Below are 18,650 nucleotides of genomic sequence, written 5' to 3' on the forward strand. Positions count from 1 at the left end.
ATACTGTACACACATCTGTGTGTTTACGAGTAGGGAACACATCTTTCGTGTTCCCTATTTTTCAAGCAAATAAAAGAAAAATACAATGAAATAGTCAGCTATTTCCTTTTAAATTAATGAGTAACGGAGGTTTACTATGAGTGTGGCACAATACAAACGAGTAGTAATTAAACTAAGTGGCGAAGCATTAGCTGGGGATGCAGGTTTTGGTTTATCGCCTGACATTATTAAATCTGTTGCTGAAGAAGTAAAAGAAGTTGTAGAGCTAGGCGTGGAAGTTGCTGTTGTTGTAGGCGGCGGTAATATTTGGCGCGGTAAAGTTGGTAGCGAAATGGGGATGGAACGTGCCTCAGCTGACTATATGGGAATGCTTGCAACGGTTATGAACTCTTTAGCACTACAAGATGCGCTAGAAAAATTAGACATCGAAACACGTGTACAATCATCAATCGTGATGACGCAAGTGGCCGAGCCTTATATTCGTCGTAAAGCAGTACGTCACCTGGAGAAAAAGCGTGTTGTTATTTTTGCCGCGGGAACAGGTAACCCATTCTTCTCAACAGATACAACGGCTGCATTACGCGCTGCAGAAATTAACGCAGATGCCATTTTAATGGCGAAAAATAATGTAGACGGTGTATACTCAGCAGATCCAAAAGTAGATACTTCTGCAGTGAAGTACGACACACTCACTTATTTAGACGTTATTCAACAAGGGTTGCAAGTAATGGATTCAACTGCTTCCACTTTATGTATGGACAATGATATTCCATTAGTTGTATTCTCAATTATGGAAAAAGGTAATATTAAACGCGCAGTGATGGGCGAAAAAATTGGAACTGTTGTTAGGAGGAATTCGTAATGGCGAAACAAGTTTTAGATCAAGCAAAAGAAAGAATGACGAAATCGCTTGCTGCTTTCAGTCGTGAATTAGCATCTATTCGTGCTGGTCGTGCAAATGCGGCCCTTTTAGACCGTATTACAGTTGATTATTACGGGGCACCAACACCTATTAACCAACTTGCAGGGGTATCTATACCTGAAGCGCGTCTATTAGTGATTACACCTTATGATAAATCTATTTTAGGCGAAATCGAAAAAGCGATTATGAAATCAGATATCGGTATTACACCGACAAATGATGGTAATGTGATTCGTTTAATGATTCCAGCTTTAACAGAAGAACGTCGTAAAGAACTTGTTAAAGTCGTGAAAAAAGAAGCTGAGGAAGCGAAAGTGGCTGTTCGTAACGTACGTCGTGACGCCAACGATGATTTAAAGAAACTAGAGAAAACTAGTGAAATTACAGAGGACGAGTTACGTAGCTACGGTGAAGATGTACAAAAGCTAACGGACGAGTTCATTGCAAAAGTGGACGACGCAGCAAAAGAAAAAGAGCAAGAAATTTTATCAATTTAAAATATTGAATTGAAAGCGAACTAAATGTGGATTAAGACGTCCTAAACTCAGGACGTCTTTTCTATCTTTTACGCAAAAAAGATGAAGTTGAAACATATACATAAAAAGACTGGGTTTTATTTTTAAGAAAAAAAGACATGCATAGCCGTTTTTGATATGATAGACATGCGGTCCTAATGTAAAGCAGTTGGAGGAATTACGATGTTTAACAAGCTATTTGGCAAAAAAATAAATAAGGAAGATAAGATGAATGAGCAAAAGGGCTTAGTTAAGGATGAATGTATCCCTTCACATATTGCGATTATTATGGACGGGAACGGTCGGTGGGCAAAGAAGCGTGCTATGCCCCGTATTAAAGGTCACCATGAAGGTATGAATACGGTGAAAAAAATTGCACGCTATGCGAGTAAATGCGGTGTAAAGGTGCTAACGCTTTATGCGTTTTCTACTGAAAATTGGCGAAGACCAAAAACAGAAGTGGAATTTTTAATGAGTTTACCAGGGCAGTTTTTACAATCATTTTTACCAGAACTCATGGAACTAAATATTAAAGTACAAATGATTGGGGATAAAGCGGAATTGCCGATGCACACGCAAAAAGCGTTAGACGCGGCCATGGAAGCTACGAAAGAAAACACAGGACTGATTTTAAACTTTGCCATGAATTATGGTAGCCGTGATGAAATCGTACGCGCGATGAAAGCCATGATGACAGAAGTACAAGAGGGGAAACTCGTAATTGAGGATATTACGGAAGAACGTGTCACAAACTATTTAATGACAGCACACCTACCAGAACCAGATCTACTCATTCGTACGAGCGGAGAAGTTCGCCTCAGTAATTTTATGCTTTGGCAGCTAGCCTATACAGAATTTTGGTTTACAGATACGCTTTGGCCTGATTTTGACGAGGCCTGCTTCCAGGAAGCCATTGAAGCATATCAAAACCGAAATCGACGGTATGGCGGGCTGAAAGGAGAAGAAACAAAGTGAAGACAAGAATTATAACTGGAATCGTAGCGGCGGCGCTTTTTATCCCGTTTGTTATTTATGGGGAATTGCCGTTTACGGTTTTAGTTTATGCAATAGCAGCTGTAGGTCTATATGAAATACTACGCATGAAAAAAATGACGCTATTCTCAGTGCCAGGCATGTTAGGTTTACTAGCTACATTTGCTATGTTAATGCCCACTCACTGGGAACAACAAGTACAAGTATGGACAAGTTATTCAAAATTAGAATTACTATTTATCGCAGCAATTTTACTATTAATTTATTCTGTTTTAATGAAAAATCGTTTTACATTTGATGATGTCGCATTTGTTGTGTTAAGTACGCTATATGTTGGGATTGGCTTCTATTATTTAATTGCCACACGTGAAGCTGGACTAGCGTATATTATTTTTGCGTTGCTCATTGTTTGGACGACCGATTCAGGTGCATATTTTACGGGGCGTAGCTTTGGGAAAAATAAGCTATGGCCGGAAATTTCGCCAAATAAAACGATTGAAGGATTTGTCGGTGGGATTGTCATTGCCGTCATTGCGGTCATTATTATGCAACTTATTGCGCCGTTTGACGTATCGTGGGTTGCCTTAATACTTGTAGCTATTGTGAGTTCTATCTTTGGGCAAATGGGCGATCTTGTAGAGTCAGCGATTAAACGTCACTATGATGTAAAGGATTCAGGTGCGATTTTGCCTGGTCATGGTGGTATTTTAGACCGCTTTGATAGTTTATTATTCGTTTTGCCATTGTTAAACTTACTGCATTTTGTTAGTTAATAAAGGAGCACATCATGAAGAAAATTAGTTTGCTTGGTGCAACAGGTTCCATTGGTTTGCAAACGATTGATATTATTTTAGCAAACCAGCAAGAATTTCAACTTGTTGCGTTTTCATCAGGAAGAAATATTGAAAAAACGCGAGAAATCATACGACAATTAAAACCAGAAATTGTTTCCGTACAAGAAGAGTCAGATGCATTAGCACTTGTAAAAGAATTTCCAAACGTACAATTTACATACGGTACGAAAGGGTTAATTGATGTAGCAACACATCCTGAAACGACCGTATTAGTGAATGCTGTGCTTGGGAGCGTAGGGCTAGAATCTACACTAGCGGCTATTCGTATGGGGAAAACAATTGCCATTGCCAATAAAGAGACGCTTGTTACAGCGGGGCACTTAGTGATGGCGGAAGCTAAAAAATATAATGCACCGATTTTGCCGGTAGATAGTGAGCATTCTGCGCTTTATCAATCGATGAATGGCGAGAATCCGAAAGCGATTGAACGATTAATTTTAACGGCCTCAGGTGGTTCGTTCCGCGATAAAACACGTGCGCAGTTAGAGGGTGTGACGGTTAAAGATGCACTGAATCATCCAAACTGGTCAATGGGGGCAAAAATTACAATTGACTCGGCTACAATGATGAATAAAGGGTTAGAGGTGATTGAGGCACATGTATTATTTGATATGCCATACGACCACATCGATGTGTTATTGCACCGAGAAAGCATTATTCACTCGATGGTGGAATACCATGATACGAGTGTAATGGCGCAACTTGGTACACCGGACATGCGTGTGCCCATTCAATATGCTCTTACGTATCCAGACCGTATTCCACTAGTAGGCGGGAAGCGTTTAAATTTAGCTGAAATTGGAAAGTTGCATTTCCAAGAGGTTGATTTTGATCGTTACCGCGCTTTAAAGTTAGCTTATGAAGCAGGGCGTACAGGCGGGACGATGTTAACAGCAATGAATGCTGCTAATGAAGCAGCCGTTGCGTTATTTTTACAAGAAAAAATTACATTCCTACAAATTGAGGACTGTATTGAGCGTGTAATGGATGCACATGACAATATATCGCTGCCAGATTTACAGACGATTTTACACGTCGATAGTGAGACGAGAAAAATGGTACAAAACATGGTAAAATGAAGCGCAACTTCAATCAATGGTAGTTCTTCTCTACGCTGTTGATTGTGAGTTGAACGAATTTGGCTTTTCCGGGCAGTTAATCTTTCCATCTCCAGTTGTGTTTTTATGGAGTCTTGTACCTGTCGCTTTACTTTTGGTACAGCTAAATTACTGCCTGTTAGTGCGGGATAAAAGATGTATGTAAATTTGCTCGTGAAGGTGGGATAGTATGCAAACAGTAATTGCATTTATAATCATTTTTGGCGCGCTCGTATTCTTCCATGAGCTCGGTCACTTTATTTTTGCGAAGCGTGCTGGTATTATGGTGCGTGAGTTTGCCATTGGGATGGGGCCGAAAATTTTCGGCATGACAAAAGGCGAGACACTGTACACAATTCGTCTGTTACCAATCGGCGGCTATGTACGTATGGCGGGTGACGATTTAGATAGTATTGAATTACAGCCGGGTTACCGTGTGGCCTTAGTGACAAATGAAGACAATGTCGTGCAGAAGATTATTTTAAATCAGAAAAACAATCATCCAAATGTTGTCTTTTTGGAAGTAGAGCGTGCTGATTTAAATAAAGGCTTATGGATTGAAGGATACGATGAGGATGATGACAGCGAGTACCCGCGCATTGTCCGTTATAAAGTAGCTCGAAATGCAGTCATTTCAGAAAATGGCAATGAAACGATGATTGCCCCTTATGATCGTCAGTTTAATTCAAAAACGGTTAGGCAACGGGCAATGGCGATTTTTGCCGGGCCACTTTTTAACTTTATTTTAGCGTTCTTTATTTTTCTAGCGATTGGTTTACTGCAAGGAAAGCCAACATATGAGCCTATTATTACAGAAGTGACTGATAATGGACCAGCGATGGAAGCGGGCATGCAAGATGGCGATTTAGTCACAGGTATTAATGGTGTTCAAATTACACAGTGGCAGGAATTATCAGCTGCTATTCAAGAAAATCCAGGCAAACCATTAGCGTTTGTTGTGGAGCGGGACGGGGCACCCGTTCATTTAACGGTAACCCCTGATGCTGTAACGGAAAAAGGACAGACGTTTGGGCGCATTGGTGTAATCTATCAAACGCCATTTAAATCAGCGCCATTAGAAGCTATTCCAAACGCAGCTGTCAATACGTATGACGTTACGGTACAAATTTTCAAAATGCTAGGTATGCTTGTAACAGGACAGTTTTCTATTGATGATTTATCGGGTCCAGTAGGGATTTATAAATATACAGAAGTTGTAGCAGAAGACGGTGTATATCAATTAATGCGTTGGGCTGCCGTATTAAGTATTAACTTAGGGATTATGAATTTATTGCCATTACCTGCGCTTGACGGTGGGCGTTTATTATTCTTTGCTTTTGAAGCGGTACGCGGCAAACCGATTAATCGTGAAAAAGAAGGGCTTGTACATTTCGTAGGTATCGTACTATTAATGGTATTAATGGTCGTAGTTACTTGGAACGATATTCAAAAATTCTTCTTCTAAAATAAAAGCTTTGGGCGCATTCTATTATATTTAGTGGCGCTCAAAGCTAAATTTGATTATGCTTATGTTATATTTTTAATTTAAAAGGTGGAGCAACTTTATGAAACAAAGTTTAACTTTCATTCCAACACTTCGTGAAGTACCTTCTGATGCGGAAGTAAAATCGCATCAAGTTCTTCTACGTGCTGGATTCATTCGTCAAAATGCATCAGGTATTTATTCGTACTTACCACTTGCACGCAAAGTATTATCGAAAATTGAGCAAGTCATTCGCGAAGAACTAGAAGCGATTAACGCGCAAGAGTTATTAATGCCAGCAATGCAATCAGCAGAGCTTTGGCAAGAATCAGGGCGCTGGGAAAAATATGGTCCAGAATTAATGCGTTTTAAAGACCGTCATAACCGTGACTTTGCGTTAGGGCCAACACACGAAGAAGTGATTACAACACTTGTACGTGATGAGATTAAATCGTATAAAAAATTACCATTAACGCTGTATCAAATTCAAACAAAATTCCGTGATGAGAAGCGTCCTCGTTTTGGACTGCTACGTGGTCGCGAGTTTATTATGAAAGATGCCTATTCATTCCATGCGTCTCGTGAAAGCTTAGATGCTACATATGAAGATATGTACCGTGCATACTCTAATATTTTCACGCGCCTTGGCTTGAACTTCCGTGCTGTAATCGCTGATGCAGGTTCAATCGGTGGGAAAGGTACACATGAGTTTATGGTACTTTCTGAAATCGGGGAAGATACAATTGCTTACTCTGATTCTTCAGATTACGCAGCAAATATCGAAATGGCAGAAGTGTTAGTAGATTATAAGCTATCTGATGAAGCAATGGTTGAGCTTGAAAAAGTAGCGACACCAGATGCGAAAACAATTGAAGAAGTTTCAAACTTCTTAAACGTACCTGCGTCAAATTGTATTAAATCTTTAGTATTTAAAATTGATGATGAGTTAGTCGTTGTGCTCGCACGTGGGGATCACGAAATCAATGATATTAAATTAAAAAATGCTTTAGATGCAGGTTCTGTTGAACTAGCAGAAGAAGCAGAGATTCAAGCGCTTTTAGGTTGCACAGTTGGTTCAATTGGGCCTATGAAATTACCAGTAAATGTGAAAGTTATTGCGGATAATGCGATTAAATCAATTCGCAATGGTGTCGCAGGAGCAAACGAAGATGGTTTCCACTATGTAAATGTTAATCCAGAGCGTGACTTCGCTATTAATGCTTATGCGGATATTCGCTTTATCCAAGAGGGCGACCCGTCTCCAGATGGACAAGGCATTATCAAATTTGCTGAAGGTATCGAAGTAGGTCATATTTTCAAACTTGGAACGACGTATTCTGCTAAAATGAATGCATTATACTTAGATGAGCAAGGCAAAACACAACCATTTATTATGGGATGCTACGGTATTGGTGTTTCACGTATCCTAGCAGCAGTTGCTGAGCAATGCCAAGATGAAAAAGGTTTTGTATGGCCAAAACAATTAGCGCCTTATGATGTACACTTAGTACCGATCAATACGAAAGACGAGGCACAAGTACAGCTTGCTGATGAATTATATGGGTTACTAAAATCATATCGTTATGATGTGCTATATGATGATCGTGCAGAACGTGCGGGTGTTAAATTTGCTGACGCTGACTTAATCGGTTTACCAGTACGTGTCACAGTTGGTAAAAAGGCAGCAGAAGGTTTAGTGGAAGTAAAATTCCGTGAATCAGGTGAAACATTTGAGTGGGCAAAGGAAGAAGTAATTGATCGTCTGAATGAATTCTTCCGTACAAATATATAATCAAAAGAAGGGGGAAGCGTCTAAATTTGTCGCTTTCCTTTCTTTTTCAGGAACAAGGAGGGAAAAAGGTGACACAACAAGCTACAGAGCGCTTTCGACTTTTACTTCAGCAGCTTGAATTAACGGATGATGTGTATATGTCATTTTTTGAGCGCGGAGAATTATCACGCATGACGGTTCATAAAAAAAAGCGCGTTTGGCAATTTGAAATTACGTTAGAGCAAATTTTACCTTACCAAGTGTATCAAGTAATGCGGATGCGAATGGTCGAGAAATTTGCACATATTGCCCAAGTGTCATTGGCTATTGAAACACGTGCACCACAAATAACGGAACAACTAGTTCACGAATACTGGCTGACGGTCATTGAAGCGATTGATGATATGTCGCCGCCATTACGTCAACAGTTAGCAAAGCAAATTCCTGTTTGGACAGGCAATAAAATCGTTGCGAATGTAGAGCAAGATATTCAACTCATGCAGTTAAAGGCGAAATATGTAGAGCGCATATCAACGGAATATAAATCGTTAGGCTTTCCACATATGCCAATAGACTTTCAGTTAGTGGATCCAAGTGAAGAAATGCTTGCAATGCAAGAAGCATTTTATGAACAACGTAGACAAGAAGAAGAACGACTTTCACAACAAGCGCTGGAAGATTTCCAACGCCGTGAAAAAGAAAAAGCGGCTAATCCAGCAGCTGTTGCCCAAGACCGTCCGTTCCAACTGGGCGGTATGATTAAAAATCCAGAAGTAGCAGAAATTCGTTCTGTTGTTGAAGAAGAAAGCTCAATCATTTTAGAAGGTTTTGTTTTCGCAACTGAAATAAAAATTTTAAAGAGCGGTCGTGCATTACTCGAATTTAAAATGACCGACTATACAGACTCCATGCTTATTAAAATGTTTTCGCGCGGTGATGACGACGTCGGGATGATGGAACAATTGAAAAAAGGAATGTGGGTACGTGTACGTGGCTCGGTGCAATGGGATAATTTTGCGCGTGATATGGTGATGATGGCGCGTGATATCAATGAAATTCATCGAGCGTCACGCAAAGATTTAGCACCTGAGGGTGAAAAGCGTGTAGAGCTTCATATGCATACGCCGATGAGTCAAATGGATGCTGTCACGTCGGTAGATCGTTTAATTGCACAAGCAGCAAAATGGGGGCATTCGGCTGTTGCTGTAACGGATCACGCGGTTGTACAGGCATTTCCAGATGCTTATGCCGCAGGGAAAAAGAACGGCATTAAAGTCATTTATGGGTTAGAGGCTAATCTTGTGGATGATGGCGCGCCAATTGCTTACGCTGAACAGCATATTCAACTAGAAGAAGCGACATTTGTCGTATTTGACGTCGAAACAACAGGTTTCTCCAATGTGTATGATACGATTATTGAGCTTGCTGCAGTCAAAATAAAAAATGGTCAAGTCATTGAACGGTTTGAACGATTTGCCAATCCTCATCGTCCGTTGACGGCTAAAATTATTGAACTCACGCATATTACAGATGATATGCTCGTCGGTCAACCAGAGATTGAACAAGTTGTGCAGGAGTTTTATGAATTTATTGGTGATGCCATTGTTGTTGCCCATAACGCATCGTTTGACCTTGGTTTCTTATATGTCGCCTATAAAAAAGCTGGAATTGAAGGGGTAGAGCATCCTGCAATTGATACAGTTGAACTGTCACGTCTCGTGAATCCAGGCCAAAAAGCGCATAATTTAAAAGCATTAACAAGAAAATACAATATCGAGTTATCGCAACATCACCGTGCCATTTACGATACAGAAGCAACAGGAGAATTATTACTGCATCTATTAAAACAAGCGTTTGATATGGGCATTGCTTATCACGATGAATTTAATGAGCATGTAGGCGGGACGGATGGATATAAGCAAGCACGTCCAAGTCATTGTACGATTTTAGCTGTTGATAATGATGGACTTAAAAATTTATTTAAGCTTGTGTCGATTGCTCACACGCAAACGTTTTACCGTGTACCACGCATTCGTCGCTCGGACTTAACAAAGTTACGACAAGGCTTAATTGTTGGTTCAGGTTGTTCTAATGGTGAGTTGTTTGAAACGATTATGAACAAGACACCCGAAGAGGCTGAAAAAGTAGCGAAGTTTTATGATTATATTGAAGTACAACCTAAGCCGGTTTATTCACCATTAATTGACGGTGGTGTCGTGCATGATGAGTGGAATTTAGAAGATATTATTCGTCGTCTTGTTAAGCTTGGCAAAAAGCTAGATATACCCGTTTGTGCAACAGGCAATGTGCATTACTTAGATGAGACAGATTATAAATTCCGTCAAATTTTAATTGGTTCTATGGGGGGAGCGAATCCACTAAACCGTAATCCCTTGCCAAAGGTGCATTTCCGCACAACAGATGAAATGCTTAAGGAATTTGATTTTTTAGGACCAGAATTAGCGAAAGAAGTTGTTGTAACAAATACACAAAAAGTAGCGGCCATGATCGGTGATGTTAAACCAATTAAAGATGATTTATATACACCGAAAATTGAAGGCTCCGATGAAGAAGTAACCAATTTAACGTATGAAATGGCGCATCGTATTTATGGTGAGGAGCTACCGGAAATTGTACAAGCTCGTATAGAAAAGGAATTAAAATCGATTTTAGGGCACGGATTCGGTGTTATTTACTTAATCTCCGCCAAGCTCGTAAAAAAATCACTCGCAGATGGCTATTTAGTTGGTTCCCGTGGTTCGGTAGGGTCATCGCTCGTTGCGACATTTATGGAAATTACCGAAGTCAATCCATTACCACCGCATTATGTGTGCCCGAACTGTAAGCATTCTGAGTTTATCGCAGATGGTTCCGTTGCGTCAGGCTACGATTTACCGAACAAAGATTGTGTGAACTGTGGCAGTGCCTACAAAAAAGATGGACAAGACATTCCGTTTGAAACATTCCTTGGATTTAAAGGGGATAAGGTACCCGACATCGATTTAAACTTCTCTGGTGAATATCAGCCACAGGCCCATAATTATACGAAAGTATTGTTCGGTGAGGACTATGTTTATCGTGCAGGTACGATTGGTACAGTTGCAGAAAAAACCGCATATGGATATGTAAAAGGGTACGCTAATGATCACAATATGACCTTTAGAAATGCGGAAGTAGACCGGCTTGTACAAGGATGTACGGGGGTTAAACGTACAACAGGTCAGCACCCGGGTGGGATTATTGTAATCCCTGATTATATGGAGGTATATGATTTTACACCAGTACAATATCCTGCAGATGCACAAGATGCGGAATGGAAAACGACACATTTTGATTTCCATTCTATCCACGATAACGTATTGAAATTAGATATTCTTGGACACGATGATCCGACAGTAATTCGTATGTTGCAGGATTTATCAGGGATTGATCCGAAAACGATTCCGACAGATGATCCGGAAGTCATGAAAATATTTAGCTCTCCTGAGTCGCTAGGTGTAACGGCGGAACAAATCGGTACAAAAACAGGGACACTTGGTATTCCTGAGTTTGGTACAAAGTTTGTGCGTCAAATGCTTGAAGATACGAAGCCATCTACATTTAGTGAACTTGTCCAAATTTCAGGACTATCCCACGGTACAGACGTATGGCTGGGGAATGCGCAAGAGCTAATTCATAACGGGATATGCGTCTTATCTGAAGTAATCGGCTGTCGTGATGACATTATGGTGTATTTAATTTACCAGGGACTTGAACCATCCTTTGCATTCAAAATTATGGAGTCGGTACGTAAAGGGAAAGGCTTAACTGAGGAAATGGAAGCCGAAATGAAGGATAAAAAAGTACCGGATTGGTATATTGATTCTTGTAAAAAAATTAAGTATATGTTCCCTAAGGCACACGCTGCTGCTTATGTATTAATGGCAGTGCGTATTGCATGGTTTAAAGTACATTATCCGATTCTTTATTACGCGGCCTATTTTACAGTGCGTGCGGATGATTTTGATTTGATTGCGATGACACAAGGTTCAGCAATGATCCGCCAAAAAATTGATGAAATTGCGATTAAAGGGTTGGAGGCATCGACAAAAGAGAAAAACTTAATGACGGTCCTTGAGATTGCGCTAGAAATGAGTGAGCGCGGGATAAGTATGCAGAAGCCAGATTTATATCGTTCGGAAGCGAGTGAATTTATTATCGAGGGGAATACGCTGATCCCACCATTTGATGCGATTCCGGGTCTAGGCACAAACGTAGCGAAGCAAATTGTTGCAGCACGTGTAGAAGGTGAGTTTTTATCAAAAGAAGACTTGCAGCGCCGTGGACGCGTATCTAAAACGTTAATTGAATATATGGATCAACTGGGTTGTTTGGAAGGGATGCCAGACGCCAACCAATTATCGCTATTCTAAGCAGAGAAATCCTGTTTAAAGCATGTTCGTTTGCATTACGCTATGAGGTATGTTATTCTAATGGTAATAATTTGTTGATAGCATTGCAGCAAAAGAGTGGGTTTCTCCCGCTCTTTTCTATTGTTTATGCCTACATACAAGTTTTTTACTCATAAACAACAGCTGTTGAGACCTCAAATTTCACCACTTGCTGGTGGAATTTGTGTTTTATTAGCGGATACGCCCGTATAAAAGTAGACAAATATCCGCATAAAAAGAATATTATCGCGTCCTAAATGGACCAACTGTGTTTTACGGATGAAAAAACGTGACGTAAGGAGGATACGATGAGCAAAGTTACGTCAATTATTGAAGAACTAGTAACACCGATTACAACAGAGTTAAACTTAGAACTTGTAGATGTCGAGTTCGTGAAGGAAGGTCGCAATTGGTTTTTACGTGTCTATGTTGATACACCAGAAGGTGGAATTGATATTGATCAATGTGCATTAGTAAGTGAACGTTTAAGCTTAATATTAGATGAAAAAGACCCAATTGAGCAAAACTATTATTTAGAAGTGTCTTCGCCTGGTGCTGAGCGTCCACTGAAAAAAGAATCCGACTTTGAAAAAGCGGTTGGCAAATATATTTATGTGAAAACGTATGAGCCAATCAAGGACATGAAAGAATTCGAAGGATACTTAATGGCATATAATGGTGAAGATTTATCGATGACCGTTCGTATTAAAACACGTAAAGTAAATGTAGAAATTCCAAAAGAAAAAGTCGCACAAGCTCGTTATGCGATTGATTTTTCAGATAAGCAAATTTAGGAGTGAAAATAAAAATGAATAGTGAGTTACTAGATGCTTTAACGGCACTGGAGGAGCAGAAGGGCATTTCAAGAGAGGTACTAATTGAGGCAATTGAGGCAGCATTAGTAACTGCTTATAAGCGTAACTTTAACCAAGCACAAAATGTACGCGTTGATCTGAACTTAAATACAGGTTCGATGGTCGTTTACTCTCGCAAAGATGTTGTAGAAGAGGTAGAGGATGATCGTCTGCAAATTTCATTGGAAGATGCCAAAGCAATTAATCCTGTATATGAAGTAGGCGATGTGTTAGAGCAAGAAGTGACACCACGCAACTTTGGACGTATTGCGGCACAAACAGCGAAGCAAGTTGTCACACAACGTGTACGCGAAGCAGAGCGTGGCCGCATCTACGAAGAATACGTAGATTCAGTAGATGACATTGTCGTTGGTACAATTGAACGTCAAGATCAGCGTAATATTTATGTGTCACTTGGTAAAGTAGAGGCAGCTTTACCGACGAATGAACAAATTCAAGGTGAAGTATATAAGCCACAAAGTCGCCTTCGTATGTATATCACGAAAGTAGAGCGTACGACAAAAGGTCCTCAGATTATCGTTTCTCGTACACACCCAGGCTTATTACGTCGCTTATTCGAAATGGAAGTTCCTGAAATTTACGATGGTACAGTAGAAATTAAGTCAATCGCTCGTGAAGCCGGTGATCGCTCGAAGATTTCTGTTTACGCTCATAATGAGGAAGTAGACCCAGTCGGCTCATGTGTAGGGGCAAAGGGAGCGCGCGTACAAACAATTGTTAACGAATTAAACGGAGAGAAAATTGACATCGTAGAATGGTCAGAAGATCCAGTCGTATTCGTCGCAAATGCGTTAAGTCCATCAAAGGTACTTGATGTTCAAGTGAACGAAGAAGAAAAATCGACAACGGTTGTTGTGCCAGATTATCAACTGTCACTTGCGATTGGTAAACGTGGTCAAAACGCACGTCTTGCAGCAAAATTAACAGGGTGGAAAATTGATATTAAGAGTGAAACAGAAGCGCGCGAATTAGGGCTTTATCCTAACGAAGCAAGCACATTTGTTCCGCAACTAGATGATGAAGAACTTGAGTACGATTTATATGCGGATGACGAAGAATAGTGAGTAAATAACAAGAGCGCTGTGCTAGTGTAGACATTGGATTTGGAACATACACAACTAGCATAAAAATTCGACAGCATATTATAAGTTGTTACTTTAGTGAGGTGAATTCTGATGACGACGAATAGGAAGATTCCTTTACGTAAATGTATCGCAACAGGCGAAATGCTTCCAAAAAAAGCGATGATTCGTGTTGTTCGTTCCAAAGAGGGTGAAGTGTCCGTCGATGTAACAGGTAAAAGATCTGGTCGCGGTGCTTACGTATCAAAATCAGAGGAAGCAGTAAATTTAGCGCGTAAAAAAAATATTTTAGAACGTCAATTAGAAGCGAAAATTCCTGATGAAATTTATGAGCAACTCATCACGCTAATTCGCAGGGAGTCGATTTTATGACAAACCAAGCGATTCTGCAACTGTTAGGATTAGCAGCAAGAGCGCGTAAAGTAATTTCTGGTGAAGAATTAGTCATTAAAGAAATTCGTAGTGGCAATGCCAAAATCGTACTCTTAGCATCTGATGCATCAGCGAATACTAGTAAAAAATTGACAGATAAATGTACGTATTACAATGTTGAGTTACATGTGTTTGGCGATCGTTATGATCTCGGACATGCTACAGGAAAAGAAGCTCGTGTCGCGTTAGCGATTACAGATAGCGGGTTTGCAAAGAAAATGTCTAGTCTACTCAACGAAAAATAATCGGGGGTGAGCAGATGAGCAAAGTAAGAGTTCATGAATATGCGAAAAAGGTAAATAAAACGAGTAAAGAAGTAATTGAACAGCTAGGAAAGCTTGACATGCCTGTGAAAAATCATATGGCTGTACTAGAAGCTGATACTGTTTCAAAACTTGATGCAGTCTTTAAGCAAACAGTAGAACGAATAAAAGCAACTCCTTCTAAACAACCTGTAAAAGAGCAGGTGAATAAACAAGACACGCGTTCACAAGCATCACAACAACCAAAAGCAGTAAAGCAACAATCTTCTCAAGCAAGTCAATCATCGTCTACGGGCGAAAAACAAAAGAATAAAGGTAGCCAAAATAGAAATATGACACAAAATAATAATCAAAATCATAACAATCGTAATAAAGGTGGCAATCAACAACGCCGTAAGCCAGGAATTCATGGTGGGAAGCGTCGTACACACAAGCCACAACAGCCGGTGCAAGTAGTACAAAAAGAATTACCAGAAAAAATTACATTCTATGAAAGTCTAACAGTAGCGGAGTTAGCGAAAAAATTACACCGCGAACCATCTGAATTAATCAAAAAGTTATTCATGCTAGGTGTAATGGCCACAATTAACCAAGAGCTAGATAAAGATGCCATTGAGTTAATTTGTGCAGACTATGGTGTAGAAGTAGAAGAAGAAGTACGTGTAGATATTACCGATTTAGAAACGCACTTTGAACAAACAACTGAAATGGATGAAGCATTATTAGAAGAGCGTCCACCAGTTGTAACGATTATGGGTCACGTAGACCATGGTAAAACAACATTACTTGATTCGATTCGTAATACAAAAGTAACTGCTGGAGAAGCAGGTGGGATTACACAACATATCGGTGCTTACCAAGTAGAAGTACAAGATAAGAAAATTTCATTCTTAGATACACCTGGTCACGCTGCGTTTACAACGATGCGTGCACGTGGTGCCAAAGTAACGGATTTAGCGATTATTGTAGTAGCAGCAGATGATGGTGTGATGCCTCAAACAGTGGAAGCGATTAACCACGCAAAAGCAGCAGAAGTGCCAATTATCGTTGCGGTAAACAAAATGGATAAACCTTCAGCAAACCCAGACCGTGTTATGCAAGAGTTAACAGAGCATGGCTTAGTACCTGAAGACTGGGGCGGCGACACAATTTTCGTACCAATCTCTGCATTAAAAGGAGAAGGTATTGAGCAATTGTTAGAAATGATTTTATTAGTTTCTGAAGTAGCAGAATTAAAAGCAAATCCTAACCGTTCAGCAATCGGTACAGTTATTGAAGCACAATTGGATAAAGGTCGCGGTTCTGTGGCAACATTACTAGTACAAGACGGGACATTACGTGTTGGGGATCCAATCGTAGTAGGTCATGCTTACGGTCGTGTTCGTGCGATGGTTAATGACATAGGTCGCCGCGTAAAAGAGGCGGGTCCATCTACACCAGTTGAAATTACAGGTCTGAACGATGTACCACAAGCAGGTGACCGTTTTGTAGTGTTCGAAGATGAGAAAACAGCTCGTCAAGTAGGTGAATCTCGTGCGATGACAGCAATCCAAGCACAGCGTTCTGAAAAGCAACGCGTAACGCTTGATAACTTATTCGAACAAATGAGCCAAGGTGACGTAAAAGAATTAAACTTAATCGTTAAAGCAGACGTACAAGGTACAGTAGAAGCGATGGCTGCATCATTAATGAAAATTGATGTAGAAGGCGTGAACGTGAAAATTATTCATACGGGTGCAGGTGCGATTACAGAATCGGATGTTACACTTGCTGCGGCTTCAAATGCCATTGTGATTGGTTTCAACGTTCGTCCTGATGTCAATGCAAAACGTGCAGCAGAAGCTGAAGGGGTAGACATTCGTTTACATCGTATTATTTACAAAGTAATCGAAGAAATCGAAGCAGCGATGAAAGGTATGTTAGACCCTGAATATGAAGAAAAAATTGTTGGTCAAGCAGAAGTTCGTCAAACAATCAAAGTATCAAAAGTAGGTACAATTGCTGGTTCTTATGTAACAGAAGGTAAAATTGTACGTGATGCAGGTGTACGTATTATCCGCGAAGGTATCGTTGTATTTGAAGGCGAGCTAGACTCATTAAAACGCTTCAAAGACGATGCAAAAGAAGTGGCAAGAGGTTACGAATGTGGTATCACAATTAAAAACTACAACGACATTAAAGAGGGCGACATTATTGAAGCCTTCATTATGGAAGAAATTAAACGCGTCTAATGATTGTCTACGCAGAAGTTGAATTCATTATTCACACTGCCCATTCGTTAAAAGAAAAGCGTGCCGTTTTGCAACGTATGACGATGCGTACGAAGCAAAAATTTAATGTATCTGTTGCGGAAATAGATCATCAAGATGTTTGGCAACGTACACGTCTTGCAGTTGTAACCGTTGCTTCTTCCAAAGAGGCGGCTGATCGTGAGATGAATCATGCATTGCATTATTTGGAGTCAAATCCACAATGGGAAATGCTTGATCGTTGGCGTGAATACTTATAAAGCAATAGGTTCATACCATGTGTAAGATGTGGTATGAATCTTCATGAGATATAGATAAAGGTGGTGACACGTATGTCTCTACGTTCTAACCGCGTAGCTGAGCAAATGAAAAAAGAGCTTGGTGAGATTATTGGTCGTAAAATTAAAGACCCTCGCGTAGGTTTTGTAACAGTAACAGACGTTGATGTAACAGGAGACTTACAACAAGCAACGGTGTATATTACTTCATTAGGAAATGAACGTGAGCGTGCAGAAACGTTGAAAGCATTAGAAAAAGCATCAGGCTTTATTCGCTCAGAAATCGGTTCTCGTATTCGTTTACGTCGTACACCGGAAATTTCCTTCACATTTGATGCTTCAATTGAGTATGGTAACAAAATCGATGAATTGTTACGTTCTCTACATGAAGAGAAGTGAAATTGTACTTGCTTTAGCGCAAAGCATCAACTATTAAAAGCCTGTCGCAATATTGCGCAGGCTTTTTTATTCATTGCAAAAGGAGCCGAAAGATGAACGGGATTTTACCTTTATGGAAAGAGCGCGGCATGACAAGTCATGATTGCGTATTTAAACTGCGGAAAATTTTAAAAACAAAAAAAGTCGGACATACGGGGACGCTTGACCCAGGTGTGGAAGGCGTTTTACCCATTTGTATCGGTCAAGCTACGCGTATCGCGGAATATTTAACGGATGCTGGGAAAACATATGAAGCTATCATATCGATTGGGCGCACTACAACAACAGAAGATGCAGAAGGAGAAACAGTCGAACAACATACGGCCTATAAATCTTTCACACGTGCTCAAATTTTGCAAGCACTGCAAACATTAACAGGTGACATTCAGCAAACACCACCCATGTTTTCAGCTGTCAAAGTAAACGGTAAAAAGCTATATGAATATGCACGCGCTGGTCAAACTGTTGAACGGCCAACACGCCAAGTAACGATTTATACGTTAGAATTGTTAAGTGAAGACGAAATTTTTGAAGGAGAAGAAGTCCGGTTTGCGATTCGCATTCAATGTAGTAAAGGCACATATATCCGTACACTGGCTGTTCAAATTGGTGAGGCGTTAGGGTATCCGGCACATATGCATGAACTCGTTCGTACTTCATCTGGCACATTTACGAAAGAACATTGTCTCACGCTAGCTGAAGTAGCAGCCAAGATGGAACTAGACGATCAAAGCTTCATTTTACCTGTTGAATATGCACTGAGTGATTACCCATATGTTGAAATCGACAATTCCAATCGCAAACAAATTTTTAATGGACAAGTCCTACCAATTCATCCATTATTAAAAGTAAATGAAAAAATTGTGTTTGGGGTTGAAGGGAAGGCATTCGCGGTGTATATCAAGCATCCGACAAAGGACGGTCAAATGAAGCCAGACAAAATGTTCCCTGAAATCGAGTAGGAGGAA

At 40.2% G+C, this 18,650-nt stretch carries 16 protein-coding genes; all 16 read left to right on the forward strand.

Going from position 1 to position 18,650, the window contains the following annotated elements; genetic code table 11:
• The first annotated feature begins 136 nt into the window (after nt 1-136).
• Nucleotides 137-862, forward strand: a complete 726-nt coding sequence (pyrH, locus tag AAGS61_RS01165; RefSeq protein ID WP_391366457.1) for a UMP kinase — start codon at nt 137-139, stop codon at nt 860-862.
• Entirely contained in the window at nt 862-1,419 is a 558-nt protein-coding gene (gene frr / locus AAGS61_RS01170) for a ribosome recycling factor (RefSeq protein WP_391366459.1), read from the forward strand. The genes pyrH and frr overlap by 1 nt, the downstream gene beginning before the upstream one ends.
• A gap of 201 nt (nt 1,420-1,620) precedes the next feature.
• Nucleotides 1,621-2,412 carry an isoprenyl transferase gene (locus tag AAGS61_RS01175; RefSeq protein ID WP_391366461.1) on the forward strand — a complete coding sequence of 264 codons (792 nt, stop codon included), beginning with the start codon at nt 1,621-1,623 and terminating at the stop codon, nt 2,410-2,412.
• Nucleotides 2,409-3,203 (forward strand): phosphatidate cytidylyltransferase, encoded by a 795-nt coding sequence (locus AAGS61_RS01180; RefSeq protein WP_391366463.1) that lies wholly within the window; start codon nt 2,409-2,411, stop codon nt 3,201-3,203. The genes AAGS61_RS01175 and AAGS61_RS01180 overlap by 4 nt, the downstream gene beginning before the upstream one ends.
• Nucleotides 3,204-3,217: 14 nt before the next feature.
• Nucleotides 3,218-4,363 (forward strand): 1-deoxy-D-xylulose-5-phosphate reductoisomerase, encoded by a 1,146-nt coding sequence (gene dxr, locus AAGS61_RS01185; RefSeq protein WP_391366465.1) that lies wholly within the window; start codon nt 3,218-3,220, stop codon nt 4,361-4,363.
• 208 nt (nt 4,364-4,571) lie between these two features.
• Complete coding sequence (gene rseP, locus AAGS61_RS01190) at nt 4,572-5,846, forward strand: RIP metalloprotease RseP (protein ID WP_391366467.1); 1,275 nt, start codon at nt 4,572-4,574, stop codon at nt 5,844-5,846.
• Nucleotides 5,847-5,946: 100 nt separating this feature from the next.
• Nucleotides 5,947-7,656 (forward strand): proline--tRNA ligase, encoded by a 1,710-nt coding sequence (locus tag AAGS61_RS01195; RefSeq protein WP_391366469.1) that lies wholly within the window; start codon nt 5,947-5,949, stop codon nt 7,654-7,656.
• A gap of 68 nt (nt 7,657-7,724) precedes the next feature.
• Complete coding sequence (locus AAGS61_RS01200; RefSeq protein ID WP_391366471.1) at nt 7,725-12,047, forward strand: PolC-type DNA polymerase III; 4,323 nt, start codon at nt 7,725-7,727, stop codon at nt 12,045-12,047.
• A 326-nt stretch (nt 12,048-12,373) separates the two neighbouring features.
• Complete coding sequence (gene rimP, locus AAGS61_RS01205; RefSeq protein WP_391366473.1) at nt 12,374-12,859, forward strand: ribosome maturation factor RimP; 486 nt, start codon at nt 12,374-12,376, stop codon at nt 12,857-12,859.
• 14 nt (nt 12,860-12,873) lie between these two features.
• Nucleotides 12,874-14,001 carry a transcription termination factor NusA gene (gene nusA / locus AAGS61_RS01210; protein ID WP_391366475.1) on the forward strand — a complete coding sequence of 376 codons (1,128 nt, stop codon included), beginning with the start codon at nt 12,874-12,876 and terminating at the stop codon, nt 13,999-14,001.
• 114 nt (nt 14,002-14,115) lie between these two features.
• Nucleotides 14,116-14,394, forward strand: coding sequence for an RNase P modulator RnpM (gene rnpM, locus AAGS61_RS01215; RefSeq protein WP_391366477.1), 279 nt, complete (start codon nt 14,116-14,118; stop codon nt 14,392-14,394).
• Complete coding sequence (locus AAGS61_RS01220; RefSeq protein ID WP_391366479.1) at nt 14,391-14,699, forward strand: YlxQ family RNA-binding protein; 309 nt, start codon at nt 14,391-14,393, stop codon at nt 14,697-14,699. Before rnpM ends, AAGS61_RS01220 begins: the two co-directional genes overlap by 4 nt.
• A 14-nt stretch (nt 14,700-14,713) precedes the next feature.
• Complete coding sequence (infB, locus tag AAGS61_RS01225) at nt 14,714-16,948, forward strand: translation initiation factor IF-2 (protein ID WP_391366481.1); 2,235 nt, start codon at nt 14,714-14,716, stop codon at nt 16,946-16,948.
• Nucleotides 16,948-17,226 (forward strand): DUF503 domain-containing protein, encoded by a 279-nt coding sequence (locus AAGS61_RS01230; RefSeq protein WP_391366483.1) that lies wholly within the window; start codon nt 16,948-16,950, stop codon nt 17,224-17,226. Before infB ends, AAGS61_RS01230 begins: the two co-directional genes overlap by 1 nt.
• A gap of 72 nt (nt 17,227-17,298) precedes the next feature.
• Complete coding sequence (rbfA, locus tag AAGS61_RS01235) at nt 17,299-17,643, forward strand: 30S ribosome-binding factor RbfA (protein WP_391366484.1); 345 nt, start codon at nt 17,299-17,301, stop codon at nt 17,641-17,643.
• Between the two features lie 92 nt (nt 17,644-17,735).
• Complete coding sequence (gene truB / locus AAGS61_RS01240) at nt 17,736-18,644, forward strand: tRNA pseudouridine(55) synthase TruB (protein WP_391366486.1); 909 nt, start codon at nt 17,736-17,738, stop codon at nt 18,642-18,644.
• Nucleotides 18,645-18,650 lie beyond the last annotated feature (6 nt).

It is taken from the genome of Lysinibacillus sp. KU-BSD001, from assembly GCF_042920265.1.
Classification (GTDB): domain Bacteria; phylum Bacillota; class Bacilli; order Bacillales_A; family Planococcaceae; genus Lysinibacillus_B.